The sequence below is a fragment of the Exiguobacterium sp. AB2 genome (genome assembly GCF_000696055.1).
In the GTDB taxonomy this organism is placed as follows: domain Bacteria; phylum Bacillota; class Bacilli; order Exiguobacteriales; family Exiguobacteriaceae; genus Exiguobacterium; species Exiguobacterium alkaliphilum.
The window spans coordinates 74,363-96,708 of record NZ_JNAA01000067.1 but is presented as its reverse complement, the minus strand read 5'-3'; the positions used below and the strand labels follow the sequence as shown (position 1 = coordinate 96,708).

Sequence of the window (22,346 nt, the reverse complement as noted above, 5' to 3'; positions counted from 1 at the left end):
TGCCCTCGCCTTTTCATAGGCTGGTTTTTTTGTGCGCTTTTGGGTCGGGTCGTGTAGAGTGGAAGGAGAAGAGAGGGATGGATATGTGGACTCGAAAAATCATCGCGGCTTCACTGACGGCGCCGGTGTATGCGTTCGTTTTGGCGTGTGGGGTCGTCGTTTGGGAACAAGCGGGAGCCGGCATATTTGATACGTTGAACGGGGTGTTGCTGTTGACCGCAGCCTATTTGACAGTCAGTTTCCCGGTGCTCGTCACTTACGGCGTCGTGACATCCATGTTGAGCGACGCTTTGTCACGCCGCGCTCCAGACCGATTTTCGGCATACGTCACGTTTGGCTTACATATTGGATTCGGCCTCGTCATGCTTTGGCTTGGTGCCGGGGCGGCCGTTCTGTTTTGGATCATCGACCGTCAGTTGCAACGAAAACGTCGACAGATTGGGTCGAAACAAGCGCTGACTAGTCTTGCCGTGCCCGTCGGAGTAGTATTGTCGGCCGTAGGTATCGTCTATGTGATTGATGTGGTCGAAGATGTCGTGCGTCGTCTTTACGGGTGAAAGTTGGCGGGATAGGGAACAAACACAGGACATGTTTAGAGAGTTGAAGGAGGAATTGTGATGAAATGGATGATTTATGGCGCGAACGGTTATACGGGCGAATTGATTGCCCGTCAAGCGGTGAAGGAAGGATTGACACCGGTGCTCGCCGGAAGACGCCCCGAAGAGATCGAACGCCTCGGTCAAGAACTCGGGTGTGAGACACGCATCTTTAGTCTATCCGTCGACAAGACGACGGAGACGTTACAGGATATCGACCTCGTGCTCCATTGTGCCGGTCCGTTCACCGATACGAGTCAGCCGCTGGTCGAGGCGTGTCTCGCCTCACATACACATTACCTCGATATTACCGGGGAAATCGAGGTGTTCGAATACATCCACTCGAAAAAACGGGCCAAACTTGCACAAGAAGCAGGCGTGTTGCTCTGTTCTGGTGTCGGGTTCGACGTCATCCCGACCGACTGCGTGGCGCGAAAATTAAAAGAACTCATGCCCGACGCGACGAACCTCGCCCTTGGCTTCTCGGCGGCGTCCGGCATCTCGCGCGGGACGCTGAAAACAGCCATCCGCGGTCTCGGGTCGAGCAGTGCCGAGCGGAAAGATGGAGAATTGACGCCATTCCCGCTTGGGGCGAAACGGCGTCACATCGACTTCGGACGAGGGAAAAAGACGGCCATCGCCATACCGTGGGGCGACGTCTCGACAGCTTTCTACACGACAGGCATCCCGAACATCACGACGTGGGTGCCGGTTCCGCCTGTCTATGCCTATGGCGCGCGGCTTTTGGCGTGGTTCGGCCCGATTCTCGGCAGCGACGTGGTACAAGGGAAACTGCTCCGCTACGTCGATGAACATGTGACGGGACCGGACGAGTCGGAGCGAGCGCGGTCCTCGACGCACGTCTGGGGTGAGGCGACGAACGCCTCGGGTCGAAAAGTGATCGTCCGGATCAAGACGGCGAGCACGTATGCCTTCACCGTGAACGGGGCGCTCGCCGTCGTCAAGCGTCTCGTTCATTCGGGGCATATCATCCCGGGCAGTTTCACGCCGGCGATGCTGTTCGGGTCACATTTCATCGAAGAGATTGAAGGGTCTTCTTCATTCGTTGTCGACGAGGTTCGGTTATAGTCCTGGACCTGTAACGGAATCACAATCTGTTCCGAGATGAAATGTGCTACACTCGAGACAGAGTAAAGGGAGGGATTGAGATGAAACGCTTAGAATTGGCCAGACGAATCGAACGCATCAAAGCGGAAGGGACGTCTGCTTATATTCGGCACCGTAAACAAACCCCTCCCTATGAAGGTTCAGAATTGATCGTTGAAAACAAAGGACACGTCTTCCGGATGGGCAATATGAGTTTTGCTGTTGGCTTCGGCTTGAATCGTCCGACGAGTTTTTATGATTTGCATCAGATGGAGAAGTGGGTGCGCGGAAAAAATGTGTCCCGGCTCCACGTCGAGGTGTGTCCGCTCGCGGATATGTCGCTCATCCGGTTGCTCCAGGAACGGAACTACACGCTCGATCATTTTCTCGACGTCTGGCTGTTGGACGTAACGGAGATGGAGGCGGCCCCGGCCCAAGAAGTCGAACGGGTCGATGCCGACAACGTCAATGAATGGGCGCGTGCCGTCGCGGCTGGCTTCGCCGAGACGGGGACGATTTTGCAAGAGACGGTCGATACGGCGAAAGGGTTTTATGCGTTACCAGAAAATCAGGCGTTTCTCGTCCGTGAAGGCGGCAATGCGGTGGCGGGCGGCATCCTTGCCGTTCAGGACGGCATGGGTGAGCTGTTCCTGACGAGCACGATTCCGGCTTATCGCGGGAAAGGCTATCAGACGCAATTGATTCTCGAACGCATCGCCCAGGCGAAAGCGTCCGGTTGTCAGTACGTGACGGTGACGACGAAAGTCGACTCGACTTCGGGTCGCAACATGGAGCGGCTCGGCTTCCAACCGTTTTATCAAAAAGCTGTCATGAAAAGCCCGATCCTCAAATAAAGGTCGCCCCGCGGGGCGACCTTTATCGTTATAGTAAAGATTCCGCGCCGTCGACGTACACTTCAGAACCGGTGACGTGGCTCGACATACTGCTCGCGAAGAACAAGACGACGTCCGCGACTTGTTTGGCGGAACCGGACTTTCCGGCGAGCGGTTGGTTGCCTTCCGGATATTCAATCGGGATGACGACTTCTGCGAGCAACGCGTCATCCCGGTTCGTCGAGTCATCGATGTTCGTATCGATGGCACCTGGACAAATCGAGTTGACCCGAATCCCGAACTGGGCGAGCTCGGCGGCCGCCATTTTGGCAAACCCGGTCTGACCCGCTTTCGTCGTCGCATAGCCGCTAAAACCAAAGTTTTTAAAGTAACGGTTCCCGTTGATGGACGAGGTGAGGATGACGCTACCGCCCTGGTCCTTCAAATGCGGGATGGCATGTTTCACTGTCAAGAACGTGCCCGTCAAGTTCGTCTCGACGACGCCGTTCCAATCTTCAAGCGACAAATGTTCAATCGGTGTGATCGTCCCGTTGCGCCCGGCGTTCGCGAAGACGATGTCGAGTCGTCCGAAGCGATCGATCGTCTGTTCATAGGCACGTTTCATTTCTTCCTCGTTCGCCACGTCGGCGCTGATGCCGATCGCTCGCTCTTCTCCAATCAAGCTTGCGAGCTGTTCGGCGTCTTCTAACTTCAAATCGACGATGGCGACTTTTGCGCCGGCCTGAACGAACCGGATGACCGCGGCTCGACCGATTCCGGATGCCGCTCCGGTGATAAAGGCGACTTTCCCTGACAACAATGTATTTGAGATCATTCAATTCGCTCCTTTCTGCTACCTTTTGTCATATTCCACTGTTTGTACAAAACTATGCTCGTTTTCGAAAATTGCTCTCGCCTCAATCCGATGTGACATGAATCGAGACGGCGATATTCAAATTGCCGTCGGGGACGAGTTCGACCGTGACGTACTGACCGGTCCGCAGTTGTTGTACGTCGTCTGCTAGTCCGGTCACGACGGTCTCATCGTTAATCAATACCGTCCGCAACTTCATTTCGTTGCCTGTATCGTCGTTATGCCCAATCATGAGTTGAGGGATGTTGATTTGTTCGATACGCCCTTCGATGCGATTGTCGTCGAGCGTAGTGGCCCAGAAAAAGACAGCTAAACACAACCCGATAAAGGTGAGGGCAAAGATGAGTCGCGTGCTCATGGGGGGTGCCTCCTCTGTGAAAGCCCGTTCCGATGGTGTCTAATCCTTATTTACCCGGAATTGGAGAATCTAATTGGAGAAGCTTTACAGGAATTTCATTCCCTCGTGCGGAATGTATACCTCAACTTATGATGAAGCGGAGGAGCAGCGATGGTGCTATTCGGGATAGTCGCAGGGGTTGTATGCGGATTGATCGCGTTCGGCTGGTGGACGATCGGGTTTCCGAGGCGGAGACTAGTGGGGGGAGCCGCGATGTTGTTGACGGCGTTCTTGTTCTCGCCACTCGCCCTCGTTCATAGCGGGGAACGGTACGGCTTTGATGGTGTGGTCGTCGGGCTCATCGCGATCTCACTCGTCGTCGGCGGGGGGTTTTTCTTTACGGCGCTCGGTTGGACGGGACGGGTGCGCAAAGTCCGCAAAGTTCGGACGCTGTCCGAAGACCCGGATTTGTTTTGAGATAGGTTGTCAGCCTCCACGTCAAACCTCTACAGTGAGGAGAGAGAGGTGTGAGTGAGATGACAACATACAGAAACTGAACGTACTGCAACCGGGGGACACGGTAGGGGTTATGACACCGTCCTTTCCGGCTCCGGTCCGTTTTCCAGAGCGCTATGAACGTGGCCTTCAGCAATTGCGACAAATGGAATTCCGTGTAATCGAAGGCGCGTGTGCACAAACGACGGAAGGATATCGTTCGGCGTCGATTCAAGCGCGTGCAGACGAAATCAACGCGATGATTCGAGATCCTGAAATAAAGGCAATCATCAGCACGATCGTTGGAAAACATGAACACCTCGATACGGGCGGGGCGACGTTTTCGTTTGAATCATTGTTACTCGAGGTGCTGGGAGACATAACATTTCCAATCATGACGAACGTGGACATCGGGCACACGTTTCCGTCACATGTTTTCCCAATCGGGGTGGACGTTGAGCTCGAGGCGACGAACGGTACCATCACACTGTTAGAGAATGGGGTGACACGATGATTGAATTTCTCACCGTCGTCGATGAACGACGCAAGAAAATCGGCTTAAAGCAACGGGCTGACGTCCATCGCGACGGCGATTGGCATGAGACGTTCCACTGTTGGATTATCGAAGGGGACCAACTCTTCCTCCAACTGCGGAGCGCGACGAAACAGGATTTCCCGAATCGATTCGACATTACAGCGGCCGGCCATTTGGAGGCCGGTGAGACGGTACGCGATGGGGTACGGGAGATTCATGAGGAGCTCGGACTCGAACTGACACTTGATCAATTGACCGCACTCGGCGTATACGAGGATGTGATCGAGACGGAGTCGTTCCTTGACCGTGAATTTGCCCACACGTACGTCTACGCATACGCCGGAGAACCGTTCACGCTCGAATCGGATGAAGTGGCAGACATCGTCACGGTCCATCGTGAACGCTTCTTTGCCCTCGTCGCAGGAGAAGTGGCGTCACTCGACGCGTCGTCGCTCGTGAGCGAGGCCCGGTACACGTTGACGAAACAACAACTCGTCCCGCATCCGGACCGATACTTTCAACAGGTGAGAATCGGGATTGATGGGGAACGCCATGATTGATGTCGTCTGGCAACTATTGAACGTCATCCTTATCCTCGGGATTGGCGGCTTGTTCATCTGGTGCTTTCGCCGTTGAGGCATGAAGCGGCAACGACATGATCCGTTGTAGACCGACGGGGCCGTCGATGCGACGCCCGGTATCGGTGAAGCCAACTTGTTCGTATAAAGCGAACGCTGCTTCATTCTTCAAATTGACCGAGAGCACGACTTCCCGAATCGTCGGAAAGCGTGAACGGACATAGTCTGGCAGTAGGGTTAGCGCGGTCTTGGCGTAACCGTTGCGCTGTGATCTATAATCGATGGAAAAAGCGGAAAGTAACAAGGCGTCCGTGCTGTCCGTGTACGATGTCACCCGTTCCGTATCGTGCAGTAAAAAGAACCCGACCGGATTATCCGCTGTGATCACGACCGGGTAGACGCCTTCCGGGAGCGGATCGTCGAGGTCACGTGGAAGTGTCGTGTACTTCTCTTGTTCGAGCGGAAGTGAGAACGTTTCAAGAGCAGGCCAATGCACAGCATGGAGCGGTTCTAATCGAATCATTGCCATCGTTCCTCCTTATGCAGTATCTTTTTTTATTATATCGAACAACCGGGAAAGGAATAAACAGATGACAGCTCATCACATCACCTATCGACAAAACCCACCGTTACATGATCTTTATATAGCGTTCATGGACGGATTTTCAGACTATATGATTCGCTTTGAAATGGATGAAGCCACGTTTGAGTCGGTCTTTCTCGTCCGCGATCAAAATCAACCGTCACGCTCGATCGTGGCCTACGCGGACGATCGACCCGTCGGCGTCTTATTGAGTGGAATCGCGCGACTTGAGACCGGCTGGGTGACGCGATGTGGCGGCTTAGCCGTGGCACCAGGTTATCGTCAGCTCGGGATCGCGCAGGAGTTGATGCGCCGTTTTGACGAACAGGCACAAGGGACACGGTTGCTCGAAGTCATTCAGGGCAATGACGCAGCGCTCGGTCTCTACGAACGTCTCGGGTACGAGGTCGTTCGGGAAATCGTCTACTACCAAGCTGCGGTGACCGCTTCGTCGACGACGATTGAAGAGGTTTCGATCAGCGAACTGTTTGACCACCATTATCCGAGCGGGGCCCATCGTCCGATTTGGCAACGCGACGTACGCACGACCCAGCAACAGGCGACGTTCTTCCGTGTCACCGAAGGAGAGCGTGAAGGGGCGCTCTTGTTCCGGGACGCGGTCCTACTCGATGTGTTCGGCCGGGACGAGGACGCTGTCTGGTTGTTGCAGGCGGCCGCATCCAAACAGCCGGTCCATTTGACGCTCACGTCGGACCGGGCGGCATTCGTAAGCGCCGCGGAAACGCTCGGCTTCGTCAAAGATGCGATCGCCCAATATGAAATGATGAAACAAGGAGGCGAACGTGGATGATCCGTTACTTGCCGGTGCTCATGATTGCCTTGATTGTCGGCAATCTGTTGACAATCCTCGGTTTGACGACCAACTTGTCCCCATTGACGACACGTCTTTTTCTTATCGGCGGCCCGTCGATGACTGTCATTACGGCAATCGCCATCGTCGTCATCGTACTGAGGGCGAAAAAATAAAGTTTTGAAGTTTTGATGAAGATTATGAAACCATCGTTTCGTGCTGTGATAAAATCGACATATTAATGAAATGGTTCATATATTGAACTTTTTAGGTGGGGTTGGTATATTCGAGCATGTAGCTTTTTATAGCTAATGAATGATCCCATTTGGAGGTTTTCTTTATATATGTTGAAACAATTCATGATTACGGCAGGCGTCGGTGTGTTCATCTTGAGCGGTGCGCAGACGGCGTCGGCAAACGACATCACTCCGGCAACACTTCTCAATACGACGAAATCGATTGAAAAAACCGAGCAAGAAGTAAAGCAATCGAAGCAAGCCGTAGCCAAAGCCGAGCAACAAATCGAACAGATTGAAGCGAAAGCGGAGACGCTACAAGCAGAAATCGATGACGTGACGAAGCAGATTGATGCCTATCGTGACGAGCTTGCTCCGGCAGACGCTTCGCTATTCCAGCAAGTGTTATCGTCGGTGTTGCCGAGCGCGAAAGCCGAAGCGGCAGAATCTGAGAAGCAGCACCAAGCGATTTTGAATCAAAAGGCGACGGCGAAGAAAACGCTCGACGATTTGTCGGCGCAACAAGAAGAAGTCACGGCTTCGAAGGAAGAGACGCAGTCTGCTTATGCAGCCGCTGCCGAACAGATGAAGGCTCAATCAAATAAATTGAACGATTTGAAGAAACAGCATGCGGCGATGGCCCCGGACAAGTTCATGATGCCGGCGAACGGTCGGCTCTCGCAAGGGTTCGGTCCGGCGAGCGGTCAGTTCGGCTATACGTTCCATAACGGAATCGATATCGCGGCGAAAGTCGGGACCCCGATTTATGCTGCGGCAGACGGAAAAGTCATCGAAGTGAGCGGACGTGGGCCATACGGCAAGCACGTCAAAATCGAACACAACATCGACGGTCAAAAATGGACGACAGTGTACGCCCACATGCATAAAATCGACGTGAAGAAAGGGCAGACGGTACGCCAAGCCGAAGGCATCGGCCAAATCGGTAACACCGGCAACTCGTCAGGTCCACATTTACACTTTGAAGTGCATAAAGGTAGTTATTCGTTCTCTCCGAGTTCGGCCGGTAACACGGTCGACCCGATGAAAGTCGCTGAGCTGCTCGGCGGCGCCTCGGCCGTAAAGGCCACATATTGACGCAACGGATTCGTTGCGTCTTTTCGTCATTCGCGTGTCGGGTCGTGGTTGCCTTCGCTATCGACAATCGTATCCGAGCTACCGAAGTCCTCGACTTGGCTGAACGCGTCTGTGCTTTGATTGATATCGTCACTGCCATCGAGCTGTTTATGGCGCGCCGTCTCCGACGGATTAAGAACGTCCTCTTCAACGGGACGTGCTTGGTTCGTCTGATGCTCTGCCTCTTCCTGGGCGCGGGCGTGCTCGATGCAGAGCGTCGTCTCAGGGATGATTTCGAGGCGGTCGAGTTCGATTTCTTCTCCGCACACTTCACACGTTCCATACGTCCCGTTCTCGATGGCGATGAGCGCCTTGTCGACATCGGTTAAAAATTCTTCGTCGAGCTCTGTGAGCGCTTGATCGCGCTCGCGCAAGAAGAGTTCTTCGCCTGAGTCGGCCGGGTGGTTATCGTAATGCGACAGCTCGCCTTCGTCATATACTTCTTCTCGTTTTTCCATATAGCCTTCTGTCTTTGCTTTCTCTTTTAACAACCGTTCTTTGAACGTGTTGATTTGTTCTTGTGTCAACATCCGTCTCACTCTCCAGTTCTGTTTTCATTACTATGCCTTTCCCATTTCAGAACCGAACAAACCATCTTCGCCTGTAACCGGCTTCCAAAACGGGTATGATAAGAGAAGAGAATGAAGCGTATGCAGAAAGGAGGATTCATCATGAGACGAGTCGAGGTTGTACCGTACGACCCCCAGTGGGTGGCGCGGTTTGAAGAAGAGGCAGACCGGTTGGACCGTCTGTTTGAAGGGAAGATGGTCGCAATCCATCATATCGGTAGTACGTCGGTTCCGGGGCTTGATGCCAAGCCGATTATCGACATCATGCCCGTCGTTCGAATGATTGAGCAAGTCGATGAACTGACGGGGCATATGGAAGCGCTCGGTTATCGAAGTTTTGGGGAACACGGAATCCTGAGACGTCGCTTCTTTGCGAAGGGAGACGACGTGCGAACGGTCCACGTCCACGTGTTCGAGGCTGGTGATGAAGGGGTGACCCGTCACTTGGCGTTTCGCGAATACTTGAAGGCGTTCCCCGACGTTCGGGAGACATATGCGGCCTTGAAACGAGCGCTCGCCGAGCAACATCCGACGGACATCGAGAGTTATATCCAAGGGAAGCAAGAGTGGGTGTCAGAGACCGAACGCGTTGCCACGATTTGGTATATGGCGGAACAAACGAAATGAAACGTTTTGTATCGTTCTCACGTATAAGAGAGTAACAACGAAAGGGAGTGAATCGATGAAACGATTTCTTGGGAAATGCATCGAGTATGCGTTCGTAGGCGTGTTGTTTGTCGGCTTTTATTTTGGGATCAGCTTTTTAATCGAGACGTTCGAGTTAGCGAATAAAGGGGCGCTCGTGTTCCTTGGAATGGCGTTTATCGCATTTCCGCTCTCTTTGCTCGGTGGCTACATGCTCGCTCGTCCGATTCAACACCGGCTCCATGGCAAGCCACAAAGTGGGAAAGGACATGCGCTGCGTGGCAACGAAAAACCACACGGTGTGACGGAAGACCGCAGCCAGTTCTATAACGGACAATGAGATTAGTTGAGACGAATGATGCAGACTTGATTGCGACACTGAACCGACCGATCCATGAGCGACACGTCGCGCTCATGCCACATTTCTTCGCCCCGTACAATCACAAGCATATGCGTGATGCTTTCGCGGTGACGATGGCACAGGCGGGACACCATTTCCTCGTCGCCGAAGTGGAAGGGGAACCGATCGGCTACGTCTGGATGCAAGAAGTGACGAGTGACGCCAACGCCTTCCGAAACGCGAAGCGGACGCTCTATGTCAGACAAATCAGTATACACCCTGGGCACCAGCGGCTCGGGTATGGTCGTCAGATGATGGAATATGTGGAGGAATGGGCCCGTTCCCATGATTTCGCTACCATCGAACTCGACTATTGGGTCGCCAATAAAAACGCGGCCCGCTTCTATGACGAGCTCGGGTTTACTGCCAAACGCCAAGTCGTCGTGAAATCTGTAGAAACAAAGGGGAGCAATAAATGGATACAGTGATTTTTATAGTCGGTGTACTTGGAGTAATCTCATTGATGCTGTTCATGTGGAACCAGTGGATGGGGTACGAGAAAGGCAATATCGTCATGACGCTCGACGAGCATTATACGAACTTGAATGAGTATGTCCCGGCGATTTTGACAAAATTATATGAGAATGGGAAGTCCGCGCACTATTTGGGTGACCGAAAGTTTGAAGTGGACGGGAAACGTTACGTCTTGTTCGAGCGGACCGTCCCAATCGGACACGTCCCGACACAGCAGACGGTGTTGAAGCCGGACAAAGAGTGAGCCACGCATCGCGCGTGGCTCATTGTTTATTTCACAGCAGGTGGGCCGAAGACACCGGCATGATAGTCACGAAACGCTTGGCGAATCTCGTCTTCCGTGTTCATGACGAACGGGCCGTGGGCGATATAGTCTTCACGGAGCGGGACGCCCGAATAGACGAGTAGCTTCGCCCGGGACGTCGCGGTGATGGAGAGGGTGCTCTCACCCTCGTCCGCTTCGTCGAACGTCAGCGTCGCGACATCCGTCTTCTCGAGCGGCGTCGCGCTCGAACCGAGATTGACGGATCCGGCGAGGACGTAGGCGAAGGCGTTATGGTTCGTCGGTAAGACGTGGTCATACGTCGCGCCTTCGCGCAGTTGAATCTCGGTCATCGTGATTGGCACGAGGCTCTGCATCGGTCCGGTGACGCCCTCGACATCGCCCGAATAGACACGCACGTGTCCGCCATCGATTGGGACGACCGGCGCGTCCTCCAAGTAGACGTTTTGATAAGACGTCGTCGTCGTTTTAAGTGTTTTCGGCAAATTGAGCCAAAGTTGAAGCGTATGGATCAAGTCGTCGGCGACGGCCTCCTCGGCGTGACGAGCGGCCCATCCGGCGTTCATATACTGTACGTCGCCCGCATCAAGAATCGAATGACCGCCATGGTTGTCGATGTGTTCGAGCCGGCCATCGATGACGTACGTAATCGTCTGAAAGCCGCGGTGCGGATGGTCGGAGAACGTCCCGCGCTTGAACCAATCTTCGGCCATCAAAATGAACGGGTCGAACTCGGCTTTACGCTCCGGTGGTAACACCCACCCTTGTTGAACGTGCGGATAGCCGTTTTGTTTATAGGAGACGCGCCAACTGTCGGCGACGTCGCGAACGAATCGTGTTGTCATCGAATCCACTCCTTTATGTCATTTGTTTCATTGTCGCACAGTCTCGGTTTGTGATTGGACGATGTTGCTTACAGAACATGCAAAAGACAGACGGGAAGACCGTCTGTCAGTAAGGGGCGAGCGACAGCCACGTGGCGCTGTCCTCGGAGTTCAGTTTGTAATGTTTGCCTTCGGTCGTGAGGAAGACGTCCGTTTTTTTCGAGCGCTTATGAAGCGTCACCTCGAACGTTTGGGACGTCACGCCCTCGATTAACGTGAACAACGGATAGTCGGCCGGCTCGCCGCTCCGTTTGACCGGTTCGGCCCGTGCCACGATCTGTTTTAACGTCGCACCGTCCGTCGTCAACGTCTGGACCGCGTCTAAGGCGTGGAGCTCGGTTTTTCCGGACAACGGCGTCTTGTGGAAGTAACCGATTGTCACTTCCTCATCGGCTGTCATCGTTGCGGCGTCGACCTCGGCTTGCGTCATCATGACGGGTGGCTCATAGCGGAGCGAGACGGTCTGTTCGACGACTTCTCCTTCGACATCATAGGAAAGTTGCCAGAGCGGGTACGTCTTCCCGAACTCGAGCGTCTCAGGTAATGGATATGTGTCTGACAATGTCGGGACGCCGCCGTCCGGCACAGGGTCGAGCGGCCACTGCGATGTGTTCACTTCAGAAGATTCAAAGAGCGCCGGTTGGACGAACCCATTCATCTCAATGATATGAAGCGAGAGTGTCACATGTTGCAGACCAAGACTTGGTTCGTAAGGTCGAGAGAATGTCGTCGATGCGTCCTGCGTGTTTACCTCGATTGAAAGCGTCGTGAACAGGGGGGCCTGTAACGCCACAAACGGCACGTTGAACGGTTTGAACTCAAAATATGGAGCGTCATCCTCGAATTGTTCAAGAAGTGTCTGTTGTGTATCGGCGGACACACGTGCTGAACGCGGTCGAAGCGGCTCAGGGGCTGCCTCACGATAGGCAATCGGCATGAGTTCCGGGTCGATCTGTTTCACATACCGGCTGTGGCCGGTCTCACAATAGGCGTATGCCGCTTCGTCGTCATGGAAGATGGTGAGGCCTATCAGGGGCGAGACCATCTCGGGTGAGAACCGCGAGAAGCTACGATATGACGCGTCGAAGACGAACGGATGGTCCGGTAACGACGTGACATCCGTCTCGTCGCAAATCGTATGGATGGCCGTCTGCTCCGCCTCGTCCATCTGTGTCAACGTCTTGCCGACCTCGTAGCGATAGCCGTCAAACAAGAGGGGGCGAACGTTGAGCTCGAGCGCCGTCTCCTCTTCCGTGCAGCCGCTCAAGGCCAAGACGAAAAGTAAAGACGCGACTATGCTGATTTTGCGCACAAGATTCCTCCTTTAGTCGTCAAAGCGGTCGTGCCATTTGTTCGCATCGTCCCGTAATAGCTTAAAGTGGGACCCGGTCTTTGTATTCGTCAACACGACGTCGTCACCTCGATAACTGACGTCGAACGTTTGGGCGCAGATGCCTTCGAATACGGTCAAGTAAGGAATCGAGGCCGGCTCACCCGGCTCGGTCGTCGCTTTCGAACGTTCGATCGCCTTGAATATGAAGCGCGTATCGTCGGCCGATACATGCGTCAAGAACGAGGCATCTCGCGATTCGGTGCCGATTAAAGCGAGTTCATGAAATACGGCATGCTGCCGGTTCGAGAATTCGGCTCGCATCTCACGCTTCAACGCCTCGCCTCGCAACAGGATCGGTTCGTGATAGGTGATGGAAACAATTTCTTTATACGGGACGTTGTCACGCATGAACGAGAAGCTAAACAGTGGATACCGTTCGCCTGAGACGAGCGTCGTCGGGAGCGTCTCGGTTTGACGGACACCGAGCAAGCGGTCGAACGAGGCGTCTTCCGGTCGTCGCACCTCGTCATACCCCTCCTGATTCGGGGAGGTGTAAACCCCGTACGCGTTCATCTTCTCGGTTGATTCCAATCCGAATCCGATCGAACGAAACGGCTGACGTGAGGCGGCGTCGATTGGAATTGTGACACGCTCATTGCCTTCTGACGATTCGAACGTCAAATCGAACGACCCGTTGAACGGCATCGTGACATGGACGAGCGTTTGCTCGAAAGCGGTCCGTGTCGGATAAGGCTCGTTGCCGAACGGTTTATCCATTTCCTTTAAAAACTGTAACCGCTCGTGGGGCTGGGCGTTGCGCAGTTTGGCGACGGCTGGGTAGGTGACGGCTTGATCGCGGAACGCGGCAAGACTATCGGGGACGGCATCGATTTGCTTCATATAGGTGATTGTATCGACCTGACATTCGACGAACGTCTGATTCTCCGCCTCAAAGAACGTGGCGGTCGGGAAGACTTGGGTCGAACTGTTGGTCGTCAGCGGTTGCGACAGCGTGACCGTGCCAATCCAACGGCGCTCTCCTCTTGGTGCGAGGGCGAGGGCGTCTTCCGGGTAGCAGGCGTCCAAGACCGTCGTCCGATCGGCCTCGGTCATCTCAATCAATTGACCCGAAGGCAGCATCGCCCGTCCTTGATAGTACTCTGGGGCTGTATGTAAGCGAAACGCTTGCTCTTCTTCACATCCGAACAAAAACGTCAATATGGCAAGTGTACAGAAAATCAGGTACTTTTTCACATCGGTGCTCTCCTTCAATGAATAACTTTCATCATTTTAGCACCAATTTTTTGTGACTTTAGACTTAGGAAAATTAAAGTGATTTTGATAAAAAAATCGAAAAACCCGCTCGACTTGAACTGGGCGGGTCCTTTTTGCATTTATGGATATAATATGGGATTTAATGTTTTTAAACGTGTCGATTTTTGGCGAATAATGAAGGGTTATCAATCGTTTAGCGAATCGCATTTACATTGACTTCTTTTTAAAAAAATGTGACAAAAGGAATAAAATGTCTATCTAATCCTTTAATCTACATCTCGGCCGCGTGCGGCCTTCAAAATTTCGAACCATTCTTCACGAGTCAGTTCGACTTCGAGTGCCTCGACGCCACGCTCGACTCGGTCAATTTTCCCAGAACCGATAATCGGCATGATGCGCGCCGGGTGTTTTAATAACCAGGCGTAAACGACTACATCGATTCCATGCGCACCGTGCCGCTCAGCGATTTCTTTCAATTTGTCGCGAAGTGGTGCATACGAATCGTCTGAGAAGAGTCGTCCGCCAGCGAGCGGGCTCCATGCCATGAGCGGCATCCGTTCTTCATGACACAGGTCGACCGCCCCATCCTCGAAGTGCTTCAGTTGCATCGGCGAAAGTTCGAGTTGGTTCGTCACCAGCTTGTAAGGCAGGCGTGATTGAAGCAGGCGCTGCTGTGACGGCAGATGGTTCGATACGCCGAACGTCCGGACTTTGCCACTGTCGTGCAACGCGTTGAACGCCTCGGCGATGTCGTCCGGGTCCATGAGCGGGTCCGGGCGGTGAATCAACAACGTGTCAATGTGATCGATGCCGAGCTCTGAGAGCGACCGTTCGGCTTGGGCGATGATATGCGCCTTTGTCGTGTCATAATGGTTGATGGTCTGGCCCGGATTGAAGTCGCCTGTAAGCTTAATGCCCGTCTTCGTGACGATCTCGATTTGGTCACGGAGCTCCGGCTTCAAGCGAAGCGCTTCTCCAAACAGCCCTTCACACGTGTAGCCACCGTAAATGTCGGCATGGTCGAACGTCGTGATGCCGAGCTCGATGCACGACTCGATGAACGTGAGCCGCTCTTGGGCGCTCATGTTCCATTCGGCGAGACGCCACATGCCATGGACGATGCGTGAGAATGATAAGTCTTCAGTAAGCGTGATGCGTTGCATAATCATTCCTCCTCTTTGTCAATCGCTTTCATTATACGGATAAATCGACGAAGCGTCACTTTGCCGATTCGAGGATGCAGTCAAATCGACTAAAATCCGCTATGATAAAAACACAATCTAGAAGAGGAGCCCCTCATGAGACGCTATCACGACTACGCCGACGTGGTGTTCGACCAATCCGGTCACGAGACCCACGTTATCAGGCATCACGATCAACTCGAGTTACATGGAATCGGGCGAAGCGCCGCGGTGTTTCGAATCAACGGGACCGCCCTCGTCATCAAAGTGTTTTTCCCCGGTTTCACTCACATCGCGGCCGAAGAGCACGTCATTTATGACACGCTGCAAGGGGTGCCGCACTTCCCACGGCTCTATGAGGCCGGGCCGAATTATATCGTCATCGACTACATCGCGGGGAAGACGCTATTTGAATGTTTGACCGAAGGGATTTGGATTGACGCGTCTTATATCAATCAAGTCGATGAAGCGCTCCTTGCGGCACGGGCGCTCGGGCTGACACCGTCCGACGTCCATTTGCGAAACATCATCCTCAGTCCGGACGGGCGCATCTATTTAATCGATTTGGCCCGATTCCGTCAAGGCCAGCACGTCGACCATCAATGGGAAGATTTGAAGCGGATGTATCGGCTCTACCGTCTCCCGTTCATGCCGAAGCGTTATTCGAAACGGCTGTTGAATGCGGTCGCTTACCTATATCGGACGTTCGTCAACGACCCGAGACAGTGAGCGGGACGTTTTTCTTTTGGCGATTAGGGAACAACAGTAACGTATTGGACTTGTCACCTCAGTTAAAAAAAGGAGGATCCATTTATGCATCGGATTTATGCGAACGAATTGGAGACGCTACATGACTGTGTCGAGACGTGTAACTACTGTTTGGAATCGTGTCTAGAAGAGAAAGACGTGAAGATGATGGTCGATTGCATCCGACTCGACCGTGAATGCGCCGCCCTCTGTACATTTCTCGCCGAGGCGATGACGCGGGATTCGGCGTTCGTGCCGGAACTTGCCCGGGCTTGTGCCGTCGTCTGTAAGGCGTGCGCCCAGGAGTGTGAGAAACACAAGCATGAGCATTGTCAGGAATGCGCACGCGTCTGTTTCGAGTGCGCGTCGATGTGCGATCGGTTGGCCGCATAATGTAAAAAAGTCAGTCGGTCGACTGACTTTTTTATGTAGGAGCAAATCGCCACGTGTATTTTGAAATCGAGATAAGTATAATGAAGAAAACGCTAAGAAAGTGGTGCCTCATGATTCGAACTTGTCGACGCGACGACCTTCAGGCCGTCCTACATATTTACAACGATGCTATCGTCAACAGTACCGCCGTCTATCACTATGAACCGGTGACGCTTCAAAACCGAATCGCCTGGTATGAAGAGAAGAAGGCATCCGGTCTTCCGGTAATCGTCTGGGAAGAAGCGGACGTCGTCATGGGATTCGCCACGTTCGGTCCGTTCCGACCTTGGCCAGCCTATAAATACACGGTGGAGCACTCGATTTACGTCCATCCCGGTTACCGCAGCAAAGGGATTGGCAACAAGTTGCTCCGTGAGATTATCCGTCTCGCAGAAGAGCGTGAGTATAAGACCGTCATCGGTGGTATCGACGCTTCGAACGTGACGAGTATCCGGGCTCACGAAAAAGTCGGATTCGTTCATTCCGGTACGGTGAAACGGGCCGGCTACAAGTTTGGAAAATGGCTTGATTTATCATTCTATCAACTCGATTTGAACGGTCCGGAGACGCCGGAAGAGGGCTGAGCGGTAGCTGTCGGACGTTCCGAAATTACGATATACTGGCTACAGGGAATCGAATGGAGGAATCAGCATGACAGAACTACCGAATTGTCCGAAGTGTCAATCCACGTACGTGTATGAGGATGGGAGCTTGCTCGTCTGTCCGGAATGTGCGTACGAGTGGTCACCGAGCGAGGCGGCCGAGGCAGAAGCGGACGCGCAAATCAAAGACGCGAACGGCAACGTGCTCCAAGACGGGGACACGGTCACGGTCATCAAAGATTTGAAGGTGAAAGGGACGTCGCTCGTCGTCAAACAAGGCACGAAAGTGAAAGGCATCCGTCTCGTCTATGGCGATCATGATATCGACTGCAAAATCGATGGGCTCGGTGCGATGAAACTCAAATCGGAATTTGTGAAGAAAATCTAAAAAAGCGTGTCGGTCCGCAAACGGATCAACACGCTTTTTGCTGCTTACGAGAAGAAGGGTTTGTATTCTCGGCGTTCGTGCATGACGGAGACCCATTGGAGCGTCGTGAACTCCTCGAGCACCCATTCGCCGTTGAAACGGCCAAGACCAGAATCTTTCTCGCCACCGAACGGCAAGTGCGGCTCGTCGTTCACCGATTGATCGTTGACGTGAATCATCCCGGTCTCGACGTTTCGGGCGAACTCGGTCGCGCGATAGATTGAACCGTGGACGGCACCGCTCAGTCCGTACGGCAACTCGTTCGAGAGTTTCAACGCCTCGGCATCGTCTTTGAACGACAAGATGACGGCGACCGGTCCGAAAATCTCATTTTTCGCGAGCGGCATGTCGTTCGTGACACCGCTCACGACGGTCGGTTCGAGCACGTTCCCGTCAGCGTTCCCGCCGATCTGGAGCGTCGCACCGGCGTCGATTGTCTGCTTGATTTGGTCGAGGATGCGCTCGACTTGGTCGTGATCGATGAGCGGCCCGACTTGTGTATCCGATTCGTTCGGGTTGCCGAACTTCAAGGCGCGAACCCGCTCGACGAATTTTTCAAGGAACGTATCGTGAATCGACTCGGCGACAAGGATGCGGTTCGTTGACATACAAATTTGCCCTTGGTGATAGAACTTCGAGTAGACGGCCGATTCGACGGCACGGTCGATGTCGGCGTCATCTAACACGACGAAGACGTTATTCCCACCGAGTTCGAGCGCCGTCTTCTTCAACAGGCGTCCGGCCTTCTCGGCGATGCCTTTGCCGACCTCGGTCGAACCAGTGAACGAAATGAGTTTTGGTACCGGGTGCTCGACGATCGCGTCGCCGATCTCCGAACCGCGACCGACGACGACGTTCAACACGCCTTTCGGAAGGCCCGCCTCCTCAAATAACGAAGCGAACAAGAGACCGCCCGTGACCGGTGTCGCCGTCGCCGGTTTGACGACGACCGAATTGCCCGTCGCGAGCGCGGAGACGATGGAGCGGACCGCGAGGTGGAACGGGAAGTTCCATGGGCTGATGACGCCGATGACGCCGAGCGGTTTCCGGTAGACGCGGTTCTCTTTGTTCGGGACGATCGACGGCTTGATGAGGCCGTCCATGCGGAACGGGAACGTCGCCGCTTCCTTGATGATCGCCATCGACGCTAAAAACTCACCTTCTGCTTTAATGCGCGTGCTGCCCGATTCTTTGACGAGCCACTCGATGATGTCTTCTTTATGCTCGAGCGTCACTTCGGCGAACTTCTCAATCAAGGCGCGTCGGTTTTGCGGGAGCCTCGTTGCCCATTCGGTTTGTGCTTCCTTTGCAACCGCGTAGGCCTTGTCGAGATCGGATTCGTCGGCCGAGCGGATGGAGAATAACGTTTCGTCCGTGAACGGATTGGTGTTATCAATCGATTTGTCGCTCGATCCTTCGACCCACTGGCCATCGATGTACATCTTCGTAAAATCGGTATGCATACTCAAACACTCCTTTATGTTTTTACTTCACCTTAAGAAGTATTCACCTGATTTGAAAAATTAAACCTATCGATGCGAAACTAGCTTGTTTTACAAAGTAGTTGCGCTTGGTAGTACCTTCCATTACTATTATGTATAACAAGTTAGTTTGATGAAAGCGAGGTCACGCCATGGCGATGAGTCAGATGTTGAAAGGATTGCTCGAAGGGTGCCTGTTGGCCATCATCGATAAAGGAGAGACGTACGGCTACGAGATGTCGGAGAAGTTGCAGGCGTACGGATTCACGATGGTGAGTGAGGGTAGCATCTATCCGGTGTTATTGCGGATGAAGAAAGACGGCTGGGTCGAGACGATTCAAAAGACACTGCCGTCCGGAGGGCCGAAGCGAAAGTATTACATCTTGACGGAGGCGGGGCAGCAAGAATTGCTCGCCTTCAAACAACGTTGGGCGGAAGTGTCGAGCGGCGTCGACCGCGTACTCGGAGAGGGGAATAAAGATGGAGCTTTCAAAAAAGAGTCGTGATTTTTTGGATGATTTAGCAGTCTATCTTATGTCGAGCGGAAAAGCGGAAGAGGAAGTGCAAGACGTCGTCGCCGAGCTCAAAGACCACCTCGAGGAAGCGGAACGGGCAGGAAAAAGTGTGGACGATGTCGTCGGCCAAAGTCCGAAAGCCTATATGCAGCATCTCGGGCATGAGATGGCGTTTGATGGGAAAGGCTTTTTCAAAATCATCGCGATGTTGGTTCCGAACGTGTTCGCCTACATCATCATCGGTAACTTCATTCAAGGCGAGATGACGTTCTCGACGGTTCAGCTGATCGGGTTCCCGCTCGTCGCCATCTTGTTCTTGCTGGCCGCCTCGCAAGCGTTCCGCAATCTGTCCGTCCGTTCGAAAGCAAGTCCATTCAAAAACGGGGCGACGTACATCGCGCTTGCCGTGTTGCCGATGACGCTGTTCCTCGGTCTGATGGTGCTCGACATCTTCGTCGAGACCCCGACGATCGTGTTCGGTTCGACCGGCCAACTCGTCTTGCTCGGAATGGCCGTCGTTACGTTACTCATCGTCTCGGTGTGGACGAAGACGTGGATCAATCTGATTATTCCGCTGCTCTTATTCGGGCCGCAATACGCGTTCGCTCAGACGAGTTTGCCGCTCGAGCAACAACTTATTTTCTCGATGCTGATTCTGTTCGTCGGGATGGGGGTCTTCTTGTTCGTCTGGTGGAAAAAGAATCAACAGGGGCAAGCGTGATGCTCGGACGAATCATCTTCATCATTCTTTTATGTCTGCCGTGGGGCTTTTTCGTGACAGCGGCAGACTTTCTATGGGGGAATGCGCTCGGGTATCTCGTGATTCCGGCCGTCATGTGGTGGGGCTCGTGGCGGTTTGCCCGACGTGGGATGTTCCCGTGGCTCGCATTCGGACTCATCGTATCTTATTTCATTTCCACGGCGATGGTTTGGCGTGTCGACGGGGCGTGGGATTACTTCTTTAAGCCGTTCAATCAGTTCATCGTCATGAACATCTGGACGATGGTGTTCGCGATTGGTGTTGGCTTGACTTCCTTTTATCGTTGGGCATTTCGAAAAACGCGCGATTCTGCTTAAGGTCGGACGCGGCTGGGAATAGGCAACTGAACGCCTAAAAGAGAAAGAAGGGATTCCCATTGCCAGTCAATCCGACGATTCAATTTTATTTGAACCAGTTTCAAAATCAGCTCTCGACCACATATGACCAATTGGATCCGCTCGAATTAAGACGACAAGAAGACGCAATGATGACCCGATTTCAACATAAAGAGCACGTCCAGGAAGTGGAAGAGATTACGCTCACTCTCGCCGGCCGGACGATTCCGGGCCGAGTCTATCGGACAACCGAGACCATCGCCCCGGTGCTCGTTTACTATCACGGAGGCGGCTATGTCAGCGGCAGCCTCGACACACATGACGCGATTTGCCGGACGCTCGCGAACGAGGCGGATTGTACCGTCATCTCAATCGGTTACCGTCTCGCGCCGGAGCACAAGTTCCCGGCCGCTGTCGAAGATGCGTACGACGCCCTCGTCTGGGTGGCCGATCACGCGGACACGTTACGGATTGACCGGGCCCGCATCGCCGTCGGCGGTGACAGTGCCGGCGGGGCGCTCGCGACGGTCAGCGCCTTAATCGCCGTCGAACGAGACGGCCCGCCAGTGGTGCACCAACTGCTCCTCTACCCGGTCACTGGGACCGAGGAAAACGTGCCGTTGTCGATGGTTGAGCATGCGAACGGCTACTTGCTCGACGAAGGGTTGATTCGATGGTTCCAGCATCAGTATTTTAACGATGAGACGGAGCTGACACACCCGTACGCTTCGCCGATTTTTTCCGAACATTTGGCTGATTTACCGCCGGCGACACTGTTGACGGCCGAGTATGACCCGCTCCGCGACCTCGGTCGAGCGTATGCGAATAAACTGATTAGCCTCGGGGTGCCGGTGACGTACCACAATTACGGAGGACTCATCCACGGCTTCGTCAATTATTACGCATACGTCCCGGAAGCGAGACGAGCCGTTAAAGAAGCGGCAAGGGCGCTTCGACATGTATTCTATACGCAAAAAACTCGCCCGTGAGGCGAGTTTTTTCATGCTTGCGACAAATAAGGGAAGCGACAACCTTCAGGGAAAAACTTCCCTTCGTTCATGCGAATCATCCATGGACCGTCGCTGGACGGACGTTGCTCGACACCATCCAAATCGGGCGTAAATTTAAAGACGATTTCGGTGATGCCTTCAAAAGAGAGGCGTGCGACGACGTCACGCATATCGACAGGACGCGGCGACAGCACGGCGTACAGAATTAAACGCGAGCGTTCGATTATATAAATGACATGGACGTCATCGAAACGATACACATCCTCATCCATCCCTTGATAGTAATGAAACATCCAAATGTGCATATCGTCTGTCGTATAGAGGCGCGGTGAAAACGGGAGTGATTCCAGTTTGAAACGCCGCCACTGTTCGGCATCGACGTCGACGTGTTCGAGTGGAGAAGCCGATCCCGAGACGCGGACGAAAAACTCCGGTTCCGATTGTGCGGAGAAGCCTTGCTTCTCGTAAAACGGTTCAACGCTTTCGTTGCAAGCTAGAAAATAAGGCAACCCATCCGTGTCATGTTGCTTAAACAAGTGTTTAAAGATGCGGGTGGCGAGTCCTTGTCCTTGTCGGATCTCGTCTGTCATGACCGTTCCGATTTGATACGCTTCTCGCGCGGTTCCGTCCATCATCACTGTCATCCGGCTCATCCCGACGCTCGAGATGACATTCCGATAGAACGTCAATGAATAGCAGCGATAACGGTCAGTCCATTCGCCAGCTTTGTACCACTCGCGAAAATCGATGCCGAATGTCTCGTCGGCTAAGTAAAAAAACGAGTCGAGTTCTTTTTCCGAATATTCGAGGTTGGTGATTGGCTTTTTTGGCATACGGTTTGCTCCTTTTTTGAACTTCAATGTCTGTTCCTGTA

The 22,346-nt window shown here is 53.5% G+C and carries 31 protein-coding genes; 21 read left to right on the top strand and 10 right to left on the bottom strand.

Features of this window, described 5'->3' with window-relative positions; genetic code table 11:
* The first annotated feature begins 77 nt into the window (after nucleotides 1-77).
* The 3 genes from DI14_RS09290 (at nucleotide 78) to DI14_RS09280 (ending at nucleotide 2,557) form a co-directional block, all read left to right on the top strand.
* Nucleotides 78-557 carry a hypothetical protein gene (locus DI14_RS09290; protein ID WP_034807847.1) on the top strand — a complete coding sequence of 160 codons (480 nt, stop codon included), beginning with the start codon at nucleotides 78-80 and terminating at the stop codon, nucleotides 555-557.
* 60 nt (nucleotides 558-617) lie between these two features.
* Nucleotides 618-1,685, top strand: a complete 1,068-nt coding sequence (locus DI14_RS09285) for a trans-acting enoyl reductase family protein (RefSeq protein WP_034807845.1) — start codon at nucleotides 618-620, stop codon at nucleotides 1,683-1,685.
* An 80-nt stretch (nucleotides 1,686-1,765) separates the two neighbouring features.
* On the top strand, nucleotides 1,766-2,557 hold the full coding sequence (locus DI14_RS09280; protein ID WP_034807842.1) for a GNAT family N-acetyltransferase: 792 nt from the start codon (nucleotides 1,766-1,768) through the stop codon (nucleotides 2,555-2,557).
* A gap of 28 nt (nucleotides 2,558-2,585) precedes the next feature.
* Here the strand turns inward: DI14_RS09280 and DI14_RS09275 are convergent, their stop codons facing one another.
* Together DI14_RS09275 and DI14_RS09270 are read right to left on the bottom strand one after the other, a co-directional pair.
* Nucleotides 2,586-3,371, bottom strand: coding sequence for an SDR family NAD(P)-dependent oxidoreductase (locus DI14_RS09275; RefSeq protein WP_034807840.1), 786 nt, complete (start codon nucleotides 3,369-3,371; stop codon nucleotides 2,586-2,588).
* A gap of 82 nt (nucleotides 3,372-3,453) precedes the next feature.
* Nucleotides 3,454-3,768 (bottom strand): hypothetical protein, encoded by a 315-nt coding sequence (locus tag DI14_RS09270; RefSeq protein ID WP_034807838.1) that lies wholly within the window; start codon nucleotides 3,766-3,768, stop codon nucleotides 3,454-3,456.
* A gap of 153 nt (nucleotides 3,769-3,921) precedes the next feature.
* On the opposite strand from DI14_RS09270, the gene DI14_RS09265 reads away from it, so the two are divergent.
* From DI14_RS09265 to DI14_RS09255, 3 genes are all read left to right on the top strand, one after another.
* The gene (locus DI14_RS09265; RefSeq protein WP_152545895.1) at nucleotides 3,922-4,224 is read left to right on the top strand and encodes a hypothetical protein; all 303 of its coding nucleotides are present in this window, start codon (nucleotides 3,922-3,924) and stop codon (nucleotides 4,222-4,224) included.
* Nucleotides 4,225-4,336: 112 nt separating this feature from the next.
* Entirely contained in the window at nucleotides 4,337-4,756 is a 420-nt protein-coding gene (locus DI14_RS09260) for an LD-carboxypeptidase (protein WP_034807834.1), read from the top strand.
* On the top strand, nucleotides 4,753-5,337 hold the full coding sequence (locus DI14_RS09255) for an NUDIX domain-containing protein (protein ID WP_034807831.1): 585 nt from the start codon (nucleotides 4,753-4,755) through the stop codon (nucleotides 5,335-5,337). Before DI14_RS09260 ends, DI14_RS09255 begins: the two co-directional genes overlap by 4 nt.
* Nucleotides 5,338-5,350: 13 nt before the next feature.
* On the opposite strand, the gene DI14_RS09250 is transcribed toward DI14_RS09255, so the two are convergent.
* Nucleotides 5,351-5,878, bottom strand: coding sequence for a GNAT family N-acetyltransferase (locus DI14_RS09250; protein WP_369792707.1), 528 nt, complete (start codon nucleotides 5,876-5,878; stop codon nucleotides 5,351-5,353).
* A gap of 67 nt (nucleotides 5,879-5,945) precedes the next feature.
* Here DI14_RS09250 and DI14_RS09245 point away from each other — a divergent pair, with 67 nt between their 5' ends.
* The 3 genes from DI14_RS09245 to DI14_RS09235 all read left to right on the top strand — a co-directional run bounded on the left by DI14_RS09245 (nucleotide 5,946) and on the right by DI14_RS09235 (nucleotide 8,080).
* Nucleotides 5,946-6,749 carry a GNAT family N-acetyltransferase gene (locus DI14_RS09245; protein WP_034807829.1) on the top strand — a complete coding sequence of 268 codons (804 nt, stop codon included), beginning with the start codon at nucleotides 5,946-5,948 and terminating at the stop codon, nucleotides 6,747-6,749.
* Nucleotides 6,746-6,925, top strand: a complete 180-nt coding sequence (locus tag DI14_RS09240) for a hypothetical protein (RefSeq protein WP_034807827.1) — start codon at nucleotides 6,746-6,748, stop codon at nucleotides 6,923-6,925. Before DI14_RS09245 ends, DI14_RS09240 begins: the two co-directional genes overlap by 4 nt.
* 168 nt (nucleotides 6,926-7,093) lie before the next feature.
* Nucleotides 7,094-8,080 (top strand): M23 family metallopeptidase, encoded by a 987-nt coding sequence (locus DI14_RS09235; protein WP_034807825.1) that lies wholly within the window; start codon nucleotides 7,094-7,096, stop codon nucleotides 8,078-8,080.
* 26 nt (nucleotides 8,081-8,106) lie between these two features.
* Here DI14_RS09235 and DI14_RS09230 read toward each other — a convergent pair whose 3' ends face one another.
* The gene (locus DI14_RS09230) at nucleotides 8,107-8,649 is read right to left on the bottom strand and encodes a TraR/DksA C4-type zinc finger protein (RefSeq protein ID WP_034807824.1); all 543 of its coding nucleotides are present in this window, start codon (nucleotides 8,647-8,649) and stop codon (nucleotides 8,107-8,109) included.
* Nucleotides 8,650-8,790: 141 nt separating this feature from the next.
* Here DI14_RS09230 and DI14_RS09225 point away from each other — a divergent pair, with 141 nt between their 5' ends.
* From DI14_RS09225 to DI14_RS09210, 4 genes are read left to right on the top strand one after another with little or no spacing between them, the layout of a single operon-like run.
* Nucleotides 8,791-9,315: a GrpB family protein gene (locus tag DI14_RS09225; protein ID WP_034807823.1), complete on the top strand. Its 525-nt coding sequence runs from the start codon at nucleotides 8,791-8,793 to the stop codon at nucleotides 9,313-9,315.
* Nucleotides 9,316-9,370: 55 nt separating this feature from the next.
* Complete coding sequence (locus DI14_RS09220) at nucleotides 9,371-9,673, top strand: hypothetical protein (RefSeq protein ID WP_034807822.1); 303 nt, start codon at nucleotides 9,371-9,373, stop codon at nucleotides 9,671-9,673.
* Nucleotides 9,670-10,161 carry a GNAT family N-acetyltransferase gene (locus DI14_RS09215; RefSeq protein WP_034807821.1) on the top strand — a complete coding sequence of 164 codons (492 nt, stop codon included), beginning with the start codon at nucleotides 9,670-9,672 and terminating at the stop codon, nucleotides 10,159-10,161. Before DI14_RS09220 ends, DI14_RS09215 begins: the two co-directional genes overlap by 4 nt.
* Nucleotides 10,149-10,451, top strand: a complete 303-nt coding sequence (locus DI14_RS09210) for a hypothetical protein (RefSeq protein ID WP_051622664.1) — start codon at nucleotides 10,149-10,151, stop codon at nucleotides 10,449-10,451. The genes DI14_RS09215 and DI14_RS09210 overlap by 13 nt, the downstream gene beginning before the upstream one ends.
* 26 nt (nucleotides 10,452-10,477) lie before the next feature.
* Here DI14_RS09210 and DI14_RS09205 read toward each other — a convergent pair whose 3' ends face one another.
* The 4 genes from DI14_RS09205 to DI14_RS09190 all read right to left on the bottom strand — a co-directional run bounded on the left by DI14_RS09205 (nucleotide 10,478) and on the right by DI14_RS09190 (nucleotide 15,145).
* The gene (locus DI14_RS09205) at nucleotides 10,478-11,335 is read right to left on the bottom strand and encodes a pirin family protein (RefSeq protein WP_034807820.1); all 858 of its coding nucleotides are present in this window, start codon (nucleotides 11,333-11,335) and stop codon (nucleotides 10,478-10,480) included.
* A gap of 106 nt (nucleotides 11,336-11,441) precedes the next feature.
* Nucleotides 11,442-12,686: a hypothetical protein gene (locus DI14_RS09200; RefSeq protein ID WP_034807816.1), complete on the bottom strand. Its 1,245-nt coding sequence runs from the start codon at nucleotides 12,684-12,686 to the stop codon at nucleotides 11,442-11,444.
* A 12-nt stretch (nucleotides 12,687-12,698) separates the two neighbouring features.
* Nucleotides 12,699-13,961 carry a hypothetical protein gene (locus DI14_RS09195; RefSeq protein ID WP_235193435.1) on the bottom strand — a complete coding sequence of 421 codons (1,263 nt, stop codon included), beginning with the start codon at nucleotides 13,959-13,961 and terminating at the stop codon, nucleotides 12,699-12,701.
* A gap of 287 nt (nucleotides 13,962-14,248) precedes the next feature.
* Entirely contained in the window at nucleotides 14,249-15,145 is an 897-nt protein-coding gene (locus DI14_RS09190; protein WP_034807813.1) for an aldo/keto reductase family oxidoreductase, read from the bottom strand.
* 135 nt (nucleotides 15,146-15,280) lie between these two features.
* On the opposite strand from DI14_RS09190, the gene DI14_RS09185 reads away from it, so the two are divergent.
* From DI14_RS09185 to DI14_RS09170, 4 genes are all read left to right on the top strand, one after another.
* A complete protein-coding gene (locus DI14_RS09185) occupies nucleotides 15,281-15,892 on the top strand; it encodes a serine/threonine protein kinase (RefSeq protein ID WP_034807810.1) in 612 nt (203 codons plus the stop codon).
* A gap of 84 nt (nucleotides 15,893-15,976) precedes the next feature.
* Nucleotides 15,977-16,303: a four-helix bundle copper-binding protein gene (locus DI14_RS09180; RefSeq protein WP_034807807.1), complete on the top strand. Its 327-nt coding sequence runs from the start codon at nucleotides 15,977-15,979 to the stop codon at nucleotides 16,301-16,303.
* A 110-nt stretch (nucleotides 16,304-16,413) separates the two neighbouring features.
* Nucleotides 16,414-16,926, top strand: coding sequence for a GNAT family N-acetyltransferase (locus DI14_RS09175; RefSeq protein ID WP_034807804.1), 513 nt, complete (start codon nucleotides 16,414-16,416; stop codon nucleotides 16,924-16,926).
* A 67-nt stretch (nucleotides 16,927-16,993) separates the two neighbouring features.
* On the top strand, nucleotides 16,994-17,332 hold the full coding sequence (locus DI14_RS09170) for a zinc ribbon domain-containing protein YjdM (protein ID WP_034807801.1): 339 nt from the start codon (nucleotides 16,994-16,996) through the stop codon (nucleotides 17,330-17,332).
* A gap of 44 nt (nucleotides 17,333-17,376) precedes the next feature.
* Here DI14_RS09170 and DI14_RS09165 read toward each other — a convergent pair whose 3' ends face one another.
* Entirely contained in the window at nucleotides 17,377-18,834 is a 1,458-nt protein-coding gene (locus tag DI14_RS09165) for an aldehyde dehydrogenase family protein (RefSeq protein WP_034807797.1), read from the bottom strand.
* Between the two features lie 170 nt (nucleotides 18,835-19,004).
* On the opposite strand from DI14_RS09165, the gene DI14_RS09160 reads away from it, so the two are divergent.
* The 4 genes from DI14_RS09160 to DI14_RS09145 are packed head-to-tail and all read left to right on the top strand — an operon-like array spanning nucleotide 19,005 to nucleotide 21,451.
* On the top strand, nucleotides 19,005-19,358 hold the full coding sequence (locus DI14_RS09160; protein WP_034807794.1) for a PadR family transcriptional regulator: 354 nt from the start codon (nucleotides 19,005-19,007) through the stop codon (nucleotides 19,356-19,358).
* 4 nt (nucleotides 19,359-19,362) lie between these two features.
* On the top strand, nucleotides 19,363-20,088 hold the full coding sequence (locus DI14_RS09155; protein WP_152545894.1) for a hypothetical protein: 726 nt from the start codon (nucleotides 19,363-19,365) through the stop codon (nucleotides 20,086-20,088).
* The gene (locus DI14_RS09150) at nucleotides 20,088-20,444 is read left to right on the top strand and encodes a hypothetical protein (protein WP_034807791.1); all 357 of its coding nucleotides are present in this window, start codon (nucleotides 20,088-20,090) and stop codon (nucleotides 20,442-20,444) included. The genes DI14_RS09155 and DI14_RS09150 overlap by 1 nt, the downstream gene beginning before the upstream one ends.
* Before the next feature lie 59 nt (nucleotides 20,445-20,503).
* Nucleotides 20,504-21,451, top strand: coding sequence for an alpha/beta hydrolase (locus DI14_RS09145; protein ID WP_034807790.1), 948 nt, complete (start codon nucleotides 20,504-20,506; stop codon nucleotides 21,449-21,451).
* 11 nt (nucleotides 21,452-21,462) lie between these two features.
* On the opposite strand, the gene DI14_RS15055 is transcribed toward DI14_RS09145, so the two are convergent.
* A complete protein-coding gene (locus DI14_RS15055) occupies nucleotides 21,463-22,305 on the bottom strand; it encodes a GNAT family N-acetyltransferase (RefSeq protein WP_051622663.1) in 843 nt (280 codons plus the stop codon).
* Nucleotides 22,306-22,346: the final 41 nt, after the last annotated feature.